Origin of the sequence: Streptococcus mitis (genome assembly GCF_003942995.1) — a bacterium.
Taxonomy (GTDB): Bacteria; Bacillota; Bacilli; order Lactobacillales; family Streptococcaceae; genus Streptococcus; species Streptococcus mitis_CV.
In genome coordinates this window covers 39976-60334 of sequence record NZ_RJOH01000005.1, presented here as the reverse complement: position 1 = coordinate 60334, position 20359 = coordinate 39976, and the positions used below count along the sequence as shown (strand labels likewise).

15 protein-coding genes are annotated in these 20359 nt (G+C 40.1%); 14 read left to right on the top strand and 1 reads right to left on the bottom strand.

What is annotated here, in order from left to right; genetic code table 11:
* The first annotated feature begins 73 nt into the window (after positions 1-73).
* From D8836_RS04585 to D8836_RS04540, 10 genes are all read left to right on the top strand, one after another.
* Positions 74-1252, top strand: a complete 1179-nt coding sequence (locus D8836_RS04585; RefSeq protein ID WP_125393292.1) for an MFS transporter — start codon at positions 74-76, stop codon at positions 1250-1252.
* A 92-nt stretch (positions 1253-1344) separates the two neighbouring features.
* Entirely contained in the window at positions 1345-3303 is a 1959-nt protein-coding gene (ligA, locus tag D8836_RS04580; protein ID WP_125393291.1) for an NAD-dependent DNA ligase LigA, read from the top strand.
* Positions 3304-3456: 153 nt separating this feature from the next.
* Entirely contained in the window at positions 3457-5742 is a 2286-nt protein-coding gene (gene pulA, locus D8836_RS04575) for a type I pullulanase (protein ID WP_125393290.1), read from the top strand.
* A 195-nt stretch (positions 5743-5937) separates the two neighbouring features.
* Entirely contained in the window at positions 5938-7362 is a 1425-nt protein-coding gene (locus D8836_RS04570) for an NADP-dependent glyceraldehyde-3-phosphate dehydrogenase (RefSeq protein WP_000199367.1), read from the top strand.
* Between the two features lie 271 nt (positions 7363-7633).
* On the top strand, positions 7634-9562 hold the full coding sequence (gene glgB / locus D8836_RS04565) for a 1,4-alpha-glucan branching protein GlgB (RefSeq protein ID WP_125393289.1): 1929 nt from the start codon (positions 7634-7636) through the stop codon (positions 9560-9562).
* Positions 9552-10694: a glucose-1-phosphate adenylyltransferase gene (locus tag D8836_RS04560; protein ID WP_049491443.1), complete on the top strand. Its 1143-nt coding sequence runs from the start codon at positions 9552-9554 to the stop codon at positions 10692-10694. The genes glgB and D8836_RS04560 overlap by 11 nt, the downstream gene beginning before the upstream one ends.
* Positions 10684-11823, top strand: coding sequence for a glucose-1-phosphate adenylyltransferase subunit GlgD (gene glgD / locus D8836_RS04555; RefSeq protein WP_049491441.1), 1140 nt, complete (start codon positions 10684-10686; stop codon positions 11821-11823). Before D8836_RS04560 ends, glgD begins: the two co-directional genes overlap by 11 nt.
* The gene (gene glgA / locus D8836_RS04550; RefSeq protein WP_125393288.1) at positions 11820-13253 is read left to right on the top strand and encodes a glycogen synthase GlgA; all 1434 of its coding nucleotides are present in this window, start codon (positions 11820-11822) and stop codon (positions 13251-13253) included. Before glgD ends, glgA begins: the two co-directional genes overlap by 4 nt.
* A gap of 58 nt (positions 13254-13311) precedes the next feature.
* Positions 13312-13956, top strand: coding sequence for a phosphoserine phosphatase SerB (gene serB / locus D8836_RS04545; RefSeq protein WP_125393287.1), 645 nt, complete (start codon positions 13312-13314; stop codon positions 13954-13956).
* Positions 13957-13964: 8 nt separating this feature from the next.
* Positions 13965-15080, top strand: coding sequence for a glycerate kinase (locus D8836_RS04540; protein ID WP_125393286.1), 1116 nt, complete (start codon positions 13965-13967; stop codon positions 15078-15080).
* Here D8836_RS04540 and D8836_RS04535 read toward each other — a convergent pair.
* A complete protein-coding gene (locus D8836_RS04535) occupies positions 15077-15523 on the bottom strand; it encodes a DUF1694 domain-containing protein (RefSeq protein ID WP_060628252.1) in 447 nt (148 codons plus the stop codon). The genes D8836_RS04540 and D8836_RS04535 overlap by 4 nt on opposite strands.
* A gap of 163 nt (positions 15524-15686) precedes the next feature.
* Between D8836_RS04535 and eno the strand changes: the two genes are divergently transcribed.
* The 4 genes from eno to spxR all read left to right on the top strand — a co-directional run bounded on the left by eno (position 15687) and on the right by spxR (position 20357).
* Positions 15687-16991 (top strand): surface-displayed alpha-enolase, encoded by a 1305-nt coding sequence (gene eno / locus D8836_RS04530; RefSeq protein ID WP_000022813.1) that lies wholly within the window; start codon positions 15687-15689, stop codon positions 16989-16991.
* Positions 16992-17260: 269 nt separating this feature from the next.
* The gene (locus tag D8836_RS04525) at positions 17261-18520 is read left to right on the top strand and encodes a UDP-N-acetylglucosamine 1-carboxyvinyltransferase (protein ID WP_125393285.1); all 1260 of its coding nucleotides are present in this window, start codon (positions 17261-17263) and stop codon (positions 18518-18520) included.
* 15 nt (positions 18521-18535) lie between these two features.
* Complete coding sequence (locus D8836_RS04520) at positions 18536-19087, top strand: GNAT family N-acetyltransferase (RefSeq protein WP_125393284.1); 552 nt, start codon at positions 18536-18538, stop codon at positions 19085-19087.
* On the top strand, positions 19080-20357 hold the full coding sequence (gene spxR / locus D8836_RS04515) for a CBS-HotDog domain-containing transcription factor SpxR (protein ID WP_125393283.1): 1278 nt from the start codon (positions 19080-19082) through the stop codon (positions 20355-20357). The genes D8836_RS04520 and spxR overlap by 8 nt, the downstream gene beginning before the upstream one ends.
* Positions 20358-20359: the final 2 nt, after the last annotated feature.

The following is a 20359-nucleotide window of genomic DNA, read 5'->3' as shown; positions in this document are numbered from 1 at the left end:
CAAATAAGGGAAAAATGAAAAAGCTCCTTTCGGTTTTGATACAATAGTTTCAAAATTTGAGAGGAGTTTTTATATGAATCGCTATGCAGTACAGCTGATTAGTCGTGGAGCTGTTAACAAGATAGGGAATATGCTCTATGATTATGGAAATAGTGTCTGGTTGGCTTCCATGGGGACTATCGGACAGACAGTTTTAGGGTTTTATCAGATTTCTGAACTCGTCACATCTATTCTCGTAAATCCTTTTGGTGGAGTCATTTCAGACCGTTTTTCTCGTCGTAGGATTTTAATGGCGACAGACCTTGTTTGTGGGATTCTTTGTCTGGCTATTTCTTTTATAAGGAATGATAGCTGGATGATTGGAGCTTTGATTTTTGCCAACATTGTTCAGGCTATTGCTTTTGCCTTTTCTAGACCGGCAAATAAGGCCATTATCACAGAATTGGTAGAGAAGGATGAACTGGTCCTATACAATTCTCGTTTGGAGTTGGTCTTGCAGGTTGTCAGTGTGAGTTCTCCTGTACTTTCTTTTCTGGTCTTACAATTTGCAAGTCTCCATCTGACGCTCTTACTAGATGCTTTGACTTTTTTTATAGCATTTGTTCTAGTGGCCTTACTTCCAAAAGAAGAACCAATGGTTCAAGATAAGAAACCTTTTACTGGGAAAGATATTTTTGCGGATATCAAAGATGGCTTGCACTATATCTGGCATCAAAAAGATATTTTCTTTCTCCTGTTAGTGGCTTCCAGCGTTAATTTCTTTTTTGCGGCTTTTGAGTTTTTGCTTCCTTTTTCAAATAAACTATATGGAGTAGAAGGAGCTTATGCGACTATCTTAACCATGGGTGCGATTGGCTCAATTATAGGAGCACTGATAGCAAATAAATTTAAATCAAGTATGAATACACTTTTGTTCTTATTGATTTTAACAGGAGTAGGAGTTTTCATGATGGGTTTGCCACTGCCCAATATTTTAACCTTTTCTGGAAACCTGATTTGTGAACTCTTTATGACGATTTTTAATATTCACTTCTTTACACAGGTACAGACCAAGATTGATGGAGAATATTTGGGTAGGGTATTGAGTACCATTTTTACACTGGCAATTCTCTTTATGCCGATTGCGAAAGGTTTGATGACCTTTCTTCCAAGTGTCCATCTTTATTCTTTCTTGATTATTGGACTTGGAGTTGTCGCCTTATCCTTCTTAGCTCTAGGCTATGTACGAACTCATTTTGAAAAAGAGACATAAGTTTGCTTGGACTTCAAAAATAATTCCAATCTAAGTGTTTTTTCCGCCCTTCTCGTTTGTGAGAAGGGCTTAATTTATGGTAAAATAGTTTTATGAATAAAAGAATGAATGAGTTGGTCGCCTTGCTCAATCGCTATGCGACTGAGTACTATACCAGCGATAATCCCTCGGTTTCAGACAGTGAGTACGACCGTCTTTACCGTGAGTTGGTTGAGTTAGAAACTGCCTATCCAGATCAAGTGTTAGCAGATAGTCCGACCCATCGTGTTGGTGGCAAGGTTTTAGATGGTTTTGAAAAATACAGTCATCAGTATCCTCTTTATAGTTTGCAGGATGCTTTTTCACGTGAGGAGCTTGAAGCTTTTGATGCGCGTGTTCGTAAGGAAGTGGCTCATCCGACCTATATTTGTGAGCTGAAAATTGATGGCTTGTCTATATCGCTTACTTATGAAAAGGGGATTTTAGTTGTTGGTGCAACACGTGGAGATGGTTCTGTTGGGGAGAATATCACGGAAAACCTCAAGCGTGTTAAGGACATTCCTTTGACTTTGCCAGAAGAACTAGATATCACAGTTCGTGGGGAATGTTATATGCCACGCGCTTCTTTTGACCAGGTCAACCAAGCACGACAAGAAAATGGAGAGCCTGAATTTGCCAATCCTCGTAATGCGGCAGCAGGCACCCTGCGACAGTTGGATACGGCAGTAGTAGCCAAGCGCAATCTTGCTACCTTCCTCTATCAAGAAGCCAGTCTTTCAACTCGTGACAGTCAAGAAAAGGTGTTGAAGCACCTTGAACAACTAGGTTTTGTGGTTAATCCTAAGCGAATCTTGGCAGAAAACATAGATGAAATCTGGAATTTTATCCAAGAAGTAGGAGAGGAACGAGACAGTCTTCCCTATGATATCGATGGGGTGGTAATCAAGGTCAACGACCTAGCAGGTCAAGAAGAACTTGGTTTTACCGTTAAGGCTCCAAAGTGGGCAGTAGCTTACAAGTTTCCTGCTGAAGAAAAAGAAGCTCAACTCTTATCAGTTGATTGGACAGTTGGCCGTACGGGTGTTGTGACTCCAACTGCAAATCTGAATCCTGTTCAGCTTGCTGGCACAACTGTTAGCCGTGCGACTCTACACAATGTGGATTATATTGCTGAAAAAGATATCCGCAAAGACGATACGGTTATCGTTTATAAGGCTGGAGATATTATCCCTGCCGTTTTGCGTGTGGTAGAGTTCAAACGGGTTTCTGAAGAGAAACTAGATATCCCTACAAACTGCCCAAGTTGTAATTCTGACTTGTTGCACTTTGAAGATGAAGTGGCCCTTCGTTGCATCAATCCGCGTTGTCCTGCTCAAATCATGGAAGGTTTGATCCACTTTGCTTCTCGTGATGCTATGAATATTACAGGCCTTGGTCCATCTATTGTTGAGAAACTCTTTGCTGCTAATTTAGTCAGGGATGTGGCGGATATTTATCGTTTGAAAGAAGAAGATTTCCTCCTTTTAGAGGGGGTTAAGGAAAAGTCCGCTGCTAAACTGTATCAGGCCATTCAAGCATCAAAGGAAAACTCAGCTGAGAAACTCTTGTTTGGTTTGGGAATTCGTCATGTCGGAAGCAAGGCCAGTCAGTTGTTACTTCAACATTTTCATTCAATCGAAAATCTGGCTCAGGCAGATCCAGAGGAAGTGGCTAGTATTGAGAGTCTGGGTGGTGTGATTGCCAAGAGTCTTCAGACTTACTTTGCTACAGAAGGCTCTGAAATTCTCCTCAGAGAATTGAGAGAAGCTGGGGTCAATTTGAACTATAAAGGTCAGACTGTAGTGGTAGATGCAGCCTTGTCAGGCTTGACCGTTGTATTGACTGGAAAATTGGAGCGACTCAAGCGCTCAGAAGCTAAAAGTAAACTCGAAAGTCTGGGTGCCAAAGTGACAGGCAGTGTTTCTAAAAAGACAGACCTCGTTGTTGCAGGAGCAGATGCTGGAAGTAAACTTCAAAAAGCACAAGAACTTGGTATTGAGGTTCGAGATGAAGCTTGGCTAGAAAGTTTATAAAGAATAGTAGAAGGCTAGGTGTTAGATAGTCTGAAACTGTCTTTCCTAAAGTGTTTTGACATGGATTGAGTCTATCTTGAGTAAGAAATTAAATCGCTGAATCTATCAGCACCACATAAAAAATTAAATTAAAATTAGAAATTAGGAAAAGAAATGTTTAATTACCCTGTAGTCATCCATTTTCATCGAAAAAACGGGGATTATGCAGCCTGTTCATTTAGTAGAAAACAGGCGGACAATGTTGAAAAATTGTATTATGAAAATAACTTTTTTGGAGCAAAGTTCTCCTTCACAGTTACAAGTCAAGAAAAGTTAGAAAACCTGAAGTTTTCTGTCGAGATTGATGGGACAGTTAAGGAATATTCCGTGCGTTATAACTACTATCCGCTTCTGACAGAAGTTTGGATTTTAGAGGGCGACGAGACTGTTTATTATTCTGAAAACCCAGCCATTGCTAGTCCTTACTACAAAGATCAAAATCCATTTGCTTTTGATAGAGCAATACATAGCGCTAGTTTTGATCACCACTGGGGCTACCAAGGAGAACTAGGTTACAGTCTTTCAGATTATCAGACTAGCTTTAAACTTTGGGCTCCTACGGCTACTGCTGTACAGGTGGTTGTCTACGAAAATACCAGCAACGACGCTCCGATTTGGAAAACCTTTAATCTAGAGCGTGGTAATAGCTATTCATACAGTCATAAGTACAATACCATTGGTGTTTGGAGTCTAGACTTAGATGAAAATCTTGCTGGCAAGGCTTATCAGTATCAGATTGACTTTCCTCACCACCAGACTGTGACGAGAGATCCTTACACGATTGCCACAAGTCCTGACGGCAAACGTTCCGTAATTCTTTCTCATCAAGACAGACAAGTAGAAGGATTTGTGGTCAAACATGGAACAGAAGCGCCTTGGCGTTTGGAAAATCCATGTAAAGCAGTTATCTGTGAAATGCATATCCGAGATTTAACCAAATCTCCGACCTCTGGAGTTGCAGAGCATCTCCGTGGAACCTTCCTTGGTGCTGCCCAGACTGGAACTGTAAACCAATTCGGACAAGCAACCGCCTTTGACTATATCAAAGAACTTGGCTGCAACTATGTTCAACTCCAGCCTATCTTTGATCGCCATAAGGAATACGATGAGGATGGAAATGTAACCTATAACTGGGGTTATGACCCTCAAAACTACAATGCACCAGAACCAAGTTTTTCTAGTAATCCAGATGATCCAGGGCAGGTCATTCGTGATTTGAAGACCATGGTTCAAGCCTATCACGATGCGGGGATTGGTGTCATTATGGACGTGGTTTATAATCACACCTTTTCAACGGTTGATGCACCTTTCCAAACAACTGTCCCTGATTACTACTATCGCATGAATCCAGACGGTACCTTCCAGAATGGAACAGGTGTTGGAAATGAAACAGCCAGTGAACACGAAATGTTCCGCAAGTACATGATTGATTCTCTTCTATACTGGGTACAGGAATACAATATTGACGGCTTCCGTTTTGACTTGATGGGTATTCATGATGTCAAAACCATGCAAGCGATTCGTTGGGCGCTAGATGAGGTTGATCCCCGTATTATCACTTATGGAGAAGGCTGGGATATGGGAACAGGTCTTGCAACTTATGATAAGGCCAAGAAGGATAATGCCTACCAAATGCCAAATATCGGATTCTTCAATGATAATCAGCGTGATGCGGTCAAAGGAGGAGAAGTTTATGGTGCAATCAAGTCAGGATTTGTAAGTGGTGCAGCCACTGAACCAATCATTGCCAAGGCCATTCTTGGTAGCCGAGAATTGGGTTCTTATCTCAGTCCAAACCAGGTTCTCAACTATGTTGAAGCCCATGACAATTACAATCTTCATGATTTGTTGGCGACTCTTCATCCTGATCAAAGTTCAGACCAGATTATGCGCAAGGTTGAGACAGCGACAGCAATGAACCTTCTCATGCAAGGAATGTCCTTTATGGAAATTGGCCAAGAATTTGGTCGAACCAAATTAATTCCGACGGGTGAACATGGACAACTCACTTCGGCAGACCGAGAACGTGCTATGAATAGTTACAACGCTCCTGACAGTGTTAACCAAATAAACTGGGATTTAATCAATGAAAGACAAGAAAGCATTGACTTTGTCCGTCAAATTATTCGACTGAAAACACAGACTAGCGCCTTTTCTTATCCTACATACGAAGAAGTTTACCGTCATGTCTTTGTTCACACAGCTGCAGAAAATAGCGGATGGATTGTTTACGAGATTCACGGGGGGCCAGAACATCTATTGGTAGTATTCAATGCCAAGGGAACTTCCTTATACTTTGAAAATGCAGGAAATCTAGAAATGCTTGTGACCAATAGTCGTTCGAAACAAGAAAATGTCATTGATGATACTAGTGTCGCAGTGCTAAAAGTACTCTCTTAAATGCATAAACTAAAAAGGGTTAGATTGTCTAATCCTTTTTATCATTTATAAGTTTTCAATGAAGATTAGAATCAAGTTTCAAATAGTTTGAAAAACCAAGCTTGTGAAAATAATCTCAAAAAAATTGCAAAAAGGGTTGTAATTTTCTGAAAATTTGGTAAAATATATCTTAATCATTTTCAGGAGGACGAGAATTTGACAAGATATCAGAATTTAGTAAATGGAAAATGGAAATCAGCTGAAAAAGAAATTACGATTTATTCACCAATAAACCAAGAAGAATTAGGGACTGTTCCAGCTATGACTCAGGCAGAAGTAGATGAGGCTATGAAAGCTGCGCGTGCAGCCCTGCCAGCTTGGCGAGCTTTATCAGCAGTTGAACGTGCGGCTTATTTGCACAAAACAGCAGCTATTTTAGAACGTGATAAGGAAGAAATTGGTACTATACTTGCCAAAGAAGTGGCAAAGGGAATTAAAGCAGCTATTGGAGAAGTGGTGCGTACCGCAGACTTGATTCGCTATGCTGCTGAGGAAGGTCTCCGTATCACTGGACAAGCAATGGAAGGTGGCGGTTTTGAAGCAGCAAGTAAAAATAAATTGGCCGTTGTTCGTCGCGAGCCAGTTGGTGTCGTGCTGGCTATCGCTCCCTTTAATTATCCAGTTAATTTATCTGCTTCTAAAATTGCACCTGCCTTGATTGCAGGGAATGTAGTCATGTTTAAGCCACCAACACAAGGTTCTATTTCTGGGCTCTTGTTGGCTAAAGCGTTTGAAGAAGCAGGGATTCCGGCTGGTGTTTTCAATACCATTACGGGTCGTGGTTCAGAAATTGGGGATTATATCATTGAACACAAAGAAGTCAACTTCATCAACTTTACAGGTTCAACTCCTATCGGAGAACGTATTGGTCGTTTAGCTGGTATGCGTCCAATCATGTTGGAGCTTGGTGGGAAAGATGCAGCCTTAGTACTAGAAGATGCAGATTTGGAACATGCTGCCAAGCAAATTGTTGCGGGTGCCTTTAGCTATTCAGGTCAACGTTGCACAGCCATTAAACGTGTTATTGTTATCGAAAGTGTAGCAGATACACTAGCTGCTTTGCTTCAAGCAGAGGTTACTAAATTAACAGTTGGCGATCCATTCGACAATGCTGATATCACACCAGTTATCGACAATGCTTCAGCAGACTTTATTTGGGGCTTGATTGATGATGCACAAGAAAAAGGTGCTCAGGCTCTTACACCAATCAAACGCGAAGGCAATCTTCTATGGCCAGTGCTTTTTGACCAAGTTACAAAAGATATGAAAGTGGCATGGGAAGAGCCATTTGGTCCTGTTTTACCAATTATCCGTGTGGCTAGTGTAGAGGAAGCCATTGCCTTTGCCAACGAATCTGAATTCGGCCTTCAATCCTCAGTCTTTACAAATGATTTCAAAAAAGCATTTGAAATTGCTGAAAAACTTGAAGTGGGTACAGTTCATATAAATAATAAAACCCAGCGTGGTCCAGATAATTTCCCATTCCTTGGTGTCAAAGGTTCTGGCGCTGGAGTGCAAGGAATTAAATATAGTATTGAAGCGATGACAAATGTCAAATCCATTGTTTTTGATGTGAAATGAAATGTAAAATCAGGAAATTCGTTTCTTGCTTTATTTTTTTACTTAAAATCATATTTTTGTTAGCAAAATGACGAACTTTATGATAGTATTATTAAAAAAAATCTGTTTTCAAGGTGTTTCTGAAAAATTCTTGATTTACAAGTGAACACATCAGTGAATTTGTTGAAGACTTTCAAAAGATTTTTTTGCAAATTCCGTAATTTACTTGAATCTTCCCTAAAAAGGTAGTATAATAAATCTATAGAAAACGCTTACAGAATTAGGAGGGTGTATGGATAAGAATAATGCTTTAAAAACCTTTATGACAGGTGAAAATTTTCACCTCCAGCACTATCTGGGAGCTCATAGGGAAGAAAAAAATGGAGAGTATGGCTATACTTTTCGTGTGTGGGCGCCTAATGCTCAGGCTGTTCACTTGGTAGGGGATTTCACCAATTGGGTTGAAAATCAAATTCCAATGGAACGAAATGAATTTGGGATCTGGGAAGTCTTTACCACTCTTGCTCAAGAAGGCCAAATTTATAAGTATCATATCACACGATCAAACGGTCATCAGTTGATGAAGATTGACCCTTTGGCTGTAAGGTATGAGGCACGACCTGGTACTGGGGCTATTTTAACAGAGATTCCAGAAAAGAAATGGAAGGATGGTCTCTGGCTAGCCCGTAGAAAACGCTTGAGCTTTGAAGAGCGTCCTGTCAATATTTACGAGGCTCATGCTGGCTCTTGGAAGAGAAATCCTGATGGCAGCCCCTATAGTTTTTCTCAATTGAAAGATGAACTTATTCCTTACTTGGTTGAGATGAACTATACTCACATTGAGTTTATGCCTTTGATGTCTCACCCACTAGGTTTGAGTTGGGGCTATCAGCTTATGGGTTACTTTGCTCTAGAGCATGCCTATGGTCGTCCTGAAGAATTTCAAGATTTTGTTGAGGAATGTCACTTAAACAATATTGGGGTTATTGTAGACTGGGTACCTGGTCATTTCACCATTAATGATGATGCCTTAGCTTATTATGATGGGACACCGACTTTTGAGTACCAAGACCATAATAAGGCTCATAACTATGGTTGGGGCGCTCTCAATTTTGACCTTGGAAAAAATGAAGTCCAGTCCTTCTTGATTTCTAGTATTAAGTTTTGGATTGACTTTTACCATCTAGATGGTATTCGTGTGGATGCTGTCAGCAATATACTCTATTTAGACTACGATGATGCTCCATGGACACCTAATAAAGATGGTGGCAATCTCAACTATGAGGGATATTATTTCCTTCAACGCTTGAATGATGTGATTAAACTAGTTCATCCAGATGTGATGATGATCGCAGAAGAAAGTTCGTCAGCAACCAAGATTACGGGAATGAAAGAGCTTGGTGGTCTAGGATTTGACTACAAGTGGAATATGGGCTGGATGAATGATATCCTCCGTTTCTACGAAGAAGATCCGATTTACCGTAAATATGACTTTAATCTGGTGACTTTCAGCTTTATGTATGTCTTCAAGGAAAACTATCTCCTACCATTCTCGCACGATGAAGTGGTTCATGGCAAGAAGAGTATGATGCACAAGATGTGGGGAGATCGCTACAATCAATTCGCAGGTTTGCGCAATCTCTACACTTACCAAATTTGTCACCCAGGTAAAAAATTGCTCTTCATGGGTAGTGAATATGGGCAATTCCTAGAATGGAAATCTGAAGAGCAGTTGGAATGGTCTAACCTAGAAGATCCAATGAATGCTAAGATGAAGTATTTCACTTCTCAGCTAAATCAGTTTTACAAAGACCACCGCTGTCTGTGGGAAATTGATACCAGCTATGATGGTATTGAAATCATCGATGCGGATAATAGAGACCAGAGTGTTCTTTCCTTCATCCGTAAGGGTAAGAAGGATGATATGTTAGTCTGTATCTTTAATATGGCACCTGTTGAACGAAAAGATTTTACAATCGGGCTTCCTGTTGCAGGGATTTACGAAGAAGTCTGGAATACTGAGTTAGAAGAGTGGGGAGGCGTTTGGAAAGAACATAATCAAACTGTGCAAACGCAAGAAGGACTATGGAAAGATTATGAGCAGACCTTGACCTTTACCCTACCGGCTATGGGAGCAAGTGTTTGGAAAATCAAACGCCGCTTGAAACCTACTAAAACCGTCACAAGTAAAAACCAAAAAGGAGTAGAAAATGAAGAATGAAATGTTAGCTTTGATTCTTGCTGGTGGGCAAGGAACTCGTCTCGGTAAACTCACTCAAAGCATTGCAAAACCAGCTGTGCAATTTGGTGGGCGCTACCGTATCATTGACTTTGCTCTTTCAAACTGTGCCAACTCAGGCATCAACAATGTTGGAGTCATTACACAGTACCAACCACTTGCTCTCAACAACCATATTGGTAATGGTTCAAGCTGGGGACTAGACGGTATCAATTCTGGTGTCTCTATTCTTCAACCTTATTCTGCAAGTGAAGGAAATCGTTGGTTTGAGGGGACTAGCCACGCTATTTACCAAAATATTGATTATATCGACAGTGTCAATCCTGAGTATGTCTTGATTCTATCTGGGGACCATATCTACAAAATGGATTATGATGATATGCTCCAGTCTCACAAAGATAATAATGCCAGCTTGACAGTAGCGGTTTTAGACGTCCCTCTTAAAGAAGCTAGTCGTTTTGGTATTATGAACACAGATGCCAATAACCGCATTGTTGAATTTGAAGAAAAACCAGCTCAACCTAAATCTACAAAAGCTTCTATGGGAATTTACATTTTTGATTGGCAACGTCTGCGCAATATGCTTGTTACTGCTGAAAAGAGCAATGTCGATATGTCAGACTTCGGTAAGAATGTCATTCCAAATTACCTTGAGTCAGGTGAAAGTGTCTATGCATATGAGTTTAATGGCTACTGGAAAGATGTTGGTACTATTGAGTCACTTTGGGAAGCTAACATGGAATATATTTCACCAGAAAATGCCTTGGATAGCCGTAACCGTCAATGGAAGATTTACTCAAGAAACTTAATTTCACCACCAAACTTCCTTGGGGCAAATGCTCATGTGGAAGATTCCTTGGTTGTCGATGGCTGTTTCGTAGATGGAACTGTTAAACATTCTATCCTCTCAACAGGTGCGCAAGTTCGCGAAGGGGCAGAAGTAGTAGATTCAGTTATCATGAGTGGTGCAATTGTCGGTCAGGGAGCTAAAATCAAACGTGCCATTATTGGTGAAGGTGCAGTTATTTCTGATGGTGTCGAAATTGATGGAACAGAAGAAGTACAAGTTGTAGGATATGATGAAGTAGTGGGGGTAGCAACAGATGAAGATTGATAAATATTCTGCCATTTTAGGAAACACAGTTGGTTTTCATGATATGTCAACACTGACAGACCACCGTCCAGTAGCTAGTTTGCCATTTGGTGGTAAATATCGCTTGATTGACTTCCCGCTTTCAAGTCTTGCTAATGCTGGTGTCCGTAGTATTTTTGGTATTTTCCAACAAGACAATATCAGCTCAGTCTTTGACCATATCCGTTCAGGACGTGAGTGGGGCTTGTCAACTCTTCTTAGCCACTATTATCTAGGTATTTACAATACTCGTGTGGAAAGTAGTACAGTTGGAAAAGAATACTACCAACAACTTCTTACTTACTTGAAACGTTCTGGCTCAAACCAAACAGTTTCACTCAACTGTGATGTTTTGATTAATATTGATTTGAACCAAGTTTTCCATCTACATAGTACAACAAAAGGGCCTATCACTGTAGTTTATAAAAAACTAGCTAAGAAAGACATTTCAGAAGTAAACGCAATCTTGGAAGTGGATGAAACAGACCATGTTCGTTCTCATAAACTCTTTGATAGTAAATCATCAGATGAAGTTTACAATATGTCGACAGATATCTTTGTCGTTGATACCCCTTGGTTGATTGAACGCTTAGAAGAAGAGGCTAAGAAAGAACATCCAGAGAAGTTGCGCTATGTTTTACGGGATTTGGCTGCAAAAGAAGGGGCTTTTGCCTACGAGTACACAGGCTACCTAGCCAACATTCATTCTGTAGAGTCTTATTATAAAGCGAATATCGATATGCTTGAATCGCAAAAGTTCTATTCTCTCTTCTCACCAAACCAAAAGATTTATACAAAGGTCAAAAACGAAGAGCCAACTTACTATGCCAATACATCTAAGGTAAGTACTTCTCAGTTTGCTTCTGGTAGTATTGTTGAAGGTCAAGTGGCTAATTCTGTTTTATCACGTAATATTCATGTCCATAAGGATAGCTTGGTTAAAGATAGCATCTTATTCCCTCGTGTTGTTATTGGAGAAGGTGCTCAGGTAGAATACGCTATATTGGACAAGGGTGTTGAAGTTGCGGATGGAGTAGTGATCCGTGGAACTGCAGAACATCCAGTCGTCGTTAAGAAAGGTGCTAAAGTAACAGAGGATATTCATTCATGAAAATTTTATTTGTAGCAGCTGAGGGTGCACCCTTTTCAAAAACAGGTGGTTTGGGAGACGTCATTGGCGCTCTTCCTAAATCACTGGTAAAAGCGGGACATGAAGTTGCAGTAATTTTACCCTACTATGACATGGTAGAGGCTAAATTTGGAAATCAGATTGAAGATGTGCTTCATTTTGAGGTTAGTGTTGGTTGGCGCAGACAGTACTGTGGGATTAAGAAAACAGTCTTAAATGGTGTGACCTTCTACTTCATTGACAACCAATATTATTTCTTCCGAGGTCATGTTTACGGTGATTTTGATGACGGAGAACGCTTTGCTTTTTTCCAACTGGCTGCCATTGAGGCTATGGAAAGGATTGACTTTATTCCTGATCTTCTCCATGTTCATGACTACCATACAGCTATGATTCCTTTCTTGTTGAAGGAAAAATACCGTTGGATTCAAGCCTATCAAGGAATAAAAACTGTTTTAACCATTCATAATTTGGAATTCCAAGGACAATTTTCAGAAGGAATGTTATGGGATTTGTTTGGAGTGGGCTTTGAACGTTATGCTGATGGTACCCTTCGCTGGAACAACTGTCTGAACTGGATGAAGGCTGGTATTCTTTATGCGGATCGTGTTTCAACCGTTTCGCCTAGCTATGCTCATGAAATTATGACCAGCCAGTTCGGATGTAACTTGGATCAGATTCTTCGAATGGAGTCTGGTAAAGTTTCTGGTATCGTGAATGGGATTGATGCTGATTTGTATAATCCTCAGACAGATGCCCTTTTAGACTATCATTTTAATCAAGAAGATTTGTCTGGAAAAGCCCTGAATAAGGCGAAATTACAAGAGAGAGTTGGCTTGCCAGTTAGAGCTGATGTTCCTTTGGTGGGAATTGTTTCTCGTTTGACACGTCAAAAAGGTTTTGATGTGGTGGTGGAAAGCCTGCACCACATCTTGCAAGAAGATGTTCAGATTGTTCTTTTGGGAACTGGCGATCCTGCCTTTGAAGGAGCTTTCTCATGGTTTTCTCAAATCTACCCAGACAAGCTATCAGCAAATATCACTTTTGATGTCAAACTAGCTCAAGAAATCTACGCCGCTTGTGACCTCTTCCTCATGCCGAGTCGTTTTGAACCGTGTGGCTTGTCTCAAATGATGGCTATGCGTTACGGAACCTTGCCATTGGTCCATGAAGTTGGTGGCTTGCGAGATACCGTTCAAGCCTTTAATCCGATTGAAGGAAGCGGTACTGGTTTTAGCTTTGACAATTTGTCTCCTTATTGGTTAAATTGGACTTTCCAAACAGCTTTGGATTTGTATAGAAACCATCCTGACGTTTGGAAAAACTTACAAAAACAAGCTATGGAGTGTGATTTCTCATGGGATACAGCCTGCAAGTCATATCTTGACTTGTACCAAAGCTTAGTTAATTAATAGATAAAATCGTATGATGACTTCATACGATTTTTGGGCTGTTTAGAGAGGAGAACTGATGTCTCAAGTAAAAGGTTTGTGTGTTATGGATGTTGATGGAACCTTAATCCTAGAAGAAATGATTGATCTTTTGGGTAGAGAGGCAGGTCGTGAGGAGGAAATTTCGCAGATTACAAGTCGGGCAATGCGAGGAGAGTTGAACTTTGAAAGCAGTTTACGAGACAGAGTGTCCTTCTTGGAAGGCCTTCCTGTTTCGGTCTTTGATAAAGTCTACAACTCTATTCATCTATCGTTAAATGCCCAAGAATTCATCTCTATTCTCCAAAAGAAAGGCATACTAGTTGGTCTGGTGTCCGGTGGTTTTACACCAATAGTTGACAGATTAGCAAAATCCCTTAGTATTTCCTATTTCTCTGCCAACCAACTAGAAGTTAAAGACGGTCTTCTAACAGGAACATTAGTTGGACAAATTATCAGTCCCCAGGTCAAAAAAGAGACTCTGGAAAAATGGAGAGAGAAACTAAAACTTCCTAAAGAAAGAACGATTGCAATCGGTGATGGGGCCAATGATTTATTGATGTTGAAGTCATCAGGACTAGGAATTGCCTTTTGTGCCAAAGAGGTACTCAAAAAAGAAATACCACATCATGTTGACAAGAGAGATTTTTTAGAAGTTCTACCTTTGATTGACTTTTTAGAATGAGGGAAAATATGAAGATTGTAATTGCACCAGATTCATTTAAGGAAAGCTTGACCGCTGAAGAGGTAGCTGAAGCTATAAAAAGAGGCTTCCAACAATCGATAGCAGATGTAGAATGTCTCCTCTGTCCTGTTGGTGATGGTGGGGAAGGTACAGTAGATGCTATTCGGCATTCTATTGACCTTGAAGAAAAATGGATCCAAGTGACAGGAGCTTTTGGACAAAAAGAAGCCATGCGCTATTTTCAAAAAAGTCAACTGGCACTATTTGAAGTTGCCGACTTGGTTGGCCTTGGAAAAATTCCGCTAGAGAAACGAAATCCACTTCAAATCCAAACTTGTGGAATAGGGGAATTGATTCGTTATCTCATTGCTCAAGGGATTAAAGAAATCTATATCGGTGTTGGTGGTACGGCCAGTAATGACGGAGGAATTGGGATTGCTGCTGGTTTAGGCTATCGTTTTTATGATAGGGATGGAAATGTCTTGCCTGCATGCGGTCAATCCTTACTAAAATTAGCTTCAGTTTCAACAGAAAATCGCTATGAAATTCCTGAAGATGTGCAAATTCGTATTTTAGCAGATGTCGTGTGTCCCTTATGTGGTCCTCAAGGTGCGACCTACACGTTTGGCAAGCAAAAAGGCCTAGATCCTACTATGTTTGATGCCGTAGATCAAGCAATCCAAGATTTTTATGAAAAAAACTCACCTGCAATATTGGAAATAAAAGGAGCAGGAGCTGGTGGAGGCCTTGCTGGCGGTTTGTGTGCCTTTGCTCAGGCAAATATCGTGTCGGGAATTGATACCTGCTTGAACCTAATCAACTTTGATAAGAAAGTTTCAGATGCTGATTTGGTTGTTGTAGGAGAAGGGAGGCTAGATCTTCAAAGCTTATCAGGTAAAGCGCCTATTGGTGTTGCAAAAAGAACCCCTGTCGAAGTTCCTGTCATTGCTATTTGTGGTAGTCTTGCTGAAGATTTACCTTCCCTACCATTTGAGAATATCCAAGCGGTTTTTTCAATTTTGGAGAAAAGTGAACCTCTAGAAGATAGTTTGAAAAATGCCAGTCTCTATTTGGAGCACACGGCTGCCAATATAGGGCATTTATTAACTATGCGCAAGATTTAGCCAAACCATTTCTTCCAGATGGATGTTTTGGCTGGTTCTTCCTTTTTAACTTCCCAAAGTTTTGCAAAAGCAAGTCGAAGGTTCTTTTCTTCTACTTGTACTGGTGCATTGCTATGGATAATCAGGCCAAAAGGAGAAGAAGTATGCTCTTCAGATACAATGGTAGCTTGACTATCAGTTTCTTTAGCTTCTTTTAAGTAGAAAACTTGCTTGTCAAATTCGATAGTTGGTGAGATTTTCACAAATAGTGGCTCTGCTTTTTCCTGTAGGTTTTCTAAAATAGATAAAAAGCCTTTTTCTAGCTGAGGACTATTTGCTGTGTCAATATCTGCATATCCAAGAACTCTTTCCTCAAAAGTGCCAAGATAGCGTCTTTGCTCATCTGGATTTAATTTTGGCCCACCATGAGCTTTTTCAAGTAATTGTTTTGATAAATCTGTCATGAAAACAGTATATCATAAAAGTTAGAATAAAACAGATAAAAGAAAGCGATTACTTTATAAAGTTAAGGAAAATTTGCACAAAGATAACGTTTTTTCTTGAAAAAGGAGGGCTTTTAAGGTATTATAGAGGTGTAAAAAATTTAACTCATAAGGAGAGTAAAAAATGTCAATTATTACTGATGTTTACGCTCGCGAAGTCCTAGACTCACGCGGTAACCCAACACTTGAAGTAGAAGTTTACACTGAATCAGGTGCTTTCGGACGTGGTATGGTTCCATCAGGAGCTTCTACTGGTGAACACGAAGCAGTTGAACTTCGCGACGGTGACAAATCTCGTTACGGTGGTCTTGGTACACAAAAAGCTGTTGACAACGTAAACAACATCATTGCTGAAGCTATCATCGGCTACGATGTACGTGATCAACAAGCTATCGACCGTGCTATGATCGCTCTTGACGGTACTCCTAACAAAGGTAAATTGGGTGCAAACGCAATCCTTGGTGTGTCTATCGCTGTTGCTCGTGCTGCTGCTGACTACCTTGAAATCCCACTTTACAGCTACCTTGGTGGATTCAACACTAAAGTTCTTCCAACTCCAATGATGAACATCATCAACGGTGGTTCTCACTCTGACGCTCCAATCGCTTTCCAAGAGTTCATGATCTTGCCAGTTGGTGCGCCAACATTTAAAGAAGCTCTTCGTTACGGTGCTGAAATCTTCCACGCTCTTAAGAAAATCCTTAAATCACGTGGTTTGGAAACTGCCGTAGGTGACGAAGGTGGATTCGCTCCTCGTTTCGAAGGAACTGAAGACGGTGTTGAAACTATCCTTGCTGCGATCGAAGCTGCTGGATATGTTCCAGGTAAAGACGTATTTATCGGATTTGACTGTGCTTCATCAGAATTCTACGATAAAGAACGTAAAGTTTACGACTATACTAAATTTGAAGGTGAAGGTGCTGCTGTTCGTACATCTGCAGAACAAATCGACTACCTTGAAGAATTGGTTAACAAATACCCAATCATTACTATCGAAGATGGTATGGATGAAAACGACTGGGATGGTTGGAAAGCTCTTACTGAACGTCTTGGTAAGAAAGTACAACTTGTTGGTGACGACTTCTTCGTAACAAACACTGACTATCTTGCACGTGGTATCCAAGAAGGTGCTGCTAACTCAATCCTTATCAAAGTTAACCAAATCGGTACTCTTACTGAAACATTTGAAGCTATCGAAATGGCTAAAGAAGCAGGTTACACTGCAGTTGTATCACACCGTTCAGGTGAAACTGAAGATTCAACAATCGCTGACATCGCAGTTGCAACTAACGCTGGACAAATCAAAACAGGTTCACTCTCACGTACAGACCGTATCGCTAAATACAACCAATTGCTTCGCATTGAAGACCAACTTGGTGAAGTAGCAGAATACCGTGGATTGAAATCATTCTACAACTTGAAAAAATAAAATAGTTCAGTGAACTATTTTATCCCGAACCTTGAAATTCAAAAGTTCGGCCGTTGATTTAACAACGTTTCTAGCCCCTCGGATTTTATCCGAAGGGCTATTTTTGTATTTAGGGGGCAAAAAAGGGGCAAAACATTTCAAGACATCTCATTTACCAATAAATACGATTCAGCTAATATAATTGAAAATGATGGAAAAAAGGGTGAATTTATGATATACTTTAATGTAGGACCTTTTTAGAAATTTTGAAAGAGCATAAAAAATTTAGAATGAGAAAAATTGTTATCAATGGTGGATTACCCTTGCAAGGTGAAATCACTATTAGCGGTGCTAAAAATAGCGTTGTGGCCTTAATTCCAGCTATTATTTTGGCTGATGATGTGGTGACTTTGGATTGTGTTCCAGATATTTCCGATGTTGCTAGTCTTGTCGAAATCATGGAGTTAATGGGTGCTACCGTTAAGCGTTATGACGATGTGTTAGAGATTGATCCACGAGGTGTTCAAAATATTCCAATGCCTTATGGGAAAATCAACAGTCTTCGTGCATCTTATTATTTTTATGGAAGTCTTTTAGGTCGCTTTGGTGAAGCCACTGTTGGTTTACCTGGTGGATGTGATTTGGGACCTCGCCCTATTGACTTACACCTTAAGGCTTTTGAAGCTATGGGAGCAACTGTTAGCTACGAGGGAGATAACATGAAGTTATCTGCCAAAGATACAGGACTTCACGGCGCAAGTATCTACATGGATACGGTTAGTGTGGGTGCGACGATTAATACGATGATTGCTGCGGTTAAAGCAAATGGTCGTACTATTATTGAAAATGCAGCCCGTGAACCTGAGATTATTGACGTTGCTACTCTATTGAATAATATGGGTGCCCATATCCGTGGTGCTGGAACCAATATCATCATTATTGATGGTGTTGACAGATTACATGGAACGCGTCATCAGGTGATTCCAGACCGTATTGAAGCAGGAACATATATTTCCTTAGCTGCTGCAGTCGGTAAGGGAATTCGTATTAATAATGTTCTTTATGAACACTTAGAAGGATTCATCGCTAAGTTGGAAGAAATGGGAGTTCGAATGACTGTATCTGAAGACAGTATTTTTGTTGAAGAACAGTCTAATTTGAAAGCAATCAATATTAAGACAGCTCCTTATCCTGGTTTTGCTACTGACTTGCAACAACCAATTACTCCTCTCTTGTTAACAGCAGAGGGACGTGGTACCATTATTGATACCATTTATGAAAAACGAGTAAACCATGTTTTTGAACTAGCAAAGATGGATGCAGATATTACGACTACAAATGACCATATTTTATATACTGGTGGACGTAGTTTACGTGGTGCAAATGTAAAAGCTACTGACCTTAGAGCTGGTGCTGCACTTGTCATCGCTGGTTTGATGGCTGAAGGTAAAACTGAAATTACTAATATTGAGTTCATCTTACGTGGTTATTCAGATATTATTGAAAAACTACGTAATCTAGGGGCAGATATTTCATTAGTTGAAGAATAAACCGTAGAGGTGTTTATGAATATTTGGACCAAATTAGCAATGTTTTCTTTTTTTGAAACGGATCGCTTGTATTTGCGTCCTTTCTTTTTTAGTGATAGTCAAGACTTCCATGAGATAGCCTCAAATCCTGAAAATTTACAATTTATTTTCCCAACTCAGGCAAGTCTGGAAGAAAGTCAATATGCACTGGCCAATTACTTTATGAAGTCCCCTTTGGGAGTGTGGGCAATTTGTGACCAGAAAAATCAACAAATGATTGGTTCTATTAAATTTGAGAAGTTAGATGAAATCAAAAAAGAAGCTGAGCTTGGCTATTTTTTGAGAAAAGATGCTTGGTCGCAAGGATTTATGACAGAGGTTGTTAGAAAAATTTGTCAGCTTTCTTTTGAAGAATTTGGCTTAAAACAATTATCCATCATTACCCACCTTGAAAATGAAGCTAGTCAACGGGTTGCCCTTAAGTCTGGATTCCGTTTGATTCGTCAGTTTAAGGGAAGTGATCGCTACACAAGAAAAATGCGGGATTATTTTGAATTTCGGTATGTAAAAGGAGAATTCAATGAGTAAGCATCAGGAAATTCTAAGCTATTTGGAGGAATTACCTGTCGGTAAAAGGGTCAGTGTTCGTAGCATTTCCAATCATCTGGGAGTCAGTGATGGAACGGCTTATCGGGCTATTAAAGAAGCTGAAAATCGTGGAATTGTAGAGACTCGCCCAAGAAGTGGTACTATCCGTGTTAAATCTCAGAAAGTTGCTATAGAGAGATTAACTTTTGCTGAAATTGCAGAAGTGACTTCTTCTGAGGTTCTGGCTGGGCAAGAAGGTTTAGAGAGAGAATTCAGTAAGTTTTCAATTGGTGCCATGACTGAACAAAATATCTTGTCTTACCTTCACGATGGGGGGCTCTTGATTGTCGGAGACCGAACCCGTATTCAGTTGCTAGCCTTGGAAAATGAAAATGCAGTCCTGGTTACAGGTGGATTTCATGTCCATGATGATGTACTTAAACTGGCCAATCAAAAAGGAATTCCAGTTTTAAGAAGCAAGCATGACACTTTCACTGTCGCGACCATGATCAACAAAGCCCTGTCAAATGTACAAATCAAGACTGATATTCTGACAGTTGAGAAACTTTATCGCCCAAGTCATGAGTATGGTTTTCTGAGAGAAACCGACACAGTCAAAGATTATTTGGACTTAGTTCGTAAGAGTCGTAGCAGCCGTTTTCCAGTTATTAACCAACATCAGGTTGTTGTTGGAGTTGTAACTATGAGAGATGCGGGTGATAAGTCACCAAGTACCACAATTGATAAAGTCATGTCTCGTAGTCTATTTTTGGTTGGATTATCGACAAATATTGCCAATGTGAGTCAACGGATGATTGCTGAAGACTTTGAAATGGTACCGGTTGTTCGAAATAATCAAACCTTGCTTGGGGTTGTAACAAGACGAGATGTCATGGAGAAGATGAGTCGTTCCCAAGTTTCTGCTCTACCTACTTTTTCTGAACAGATTGGTCAAAAACTTTCTTATCACCATGATGAAGTAGTGATTACAGTGGAACCCTTTATGCTTGAGAAGAACGGTGTTTTGGCTAATGGTGTATTGGCAGAAATTTTGACCCATATGACTCAAGATTTGGTTGTTAATAGTGGCCGCAATCTCATTATCGAGCAGATGCTAATCTACTTTTTGCAAGCGGTTCAGATAGATGATAGACTGCGAATTCAAGCACGCATTATTCATCATACTAGACGGTCAGCTATTATTGACTACGATATTTATCATGGTCACCAGATCGTTTCAAAAGCAAATGTAACCGTTAAAATTAATTAGAA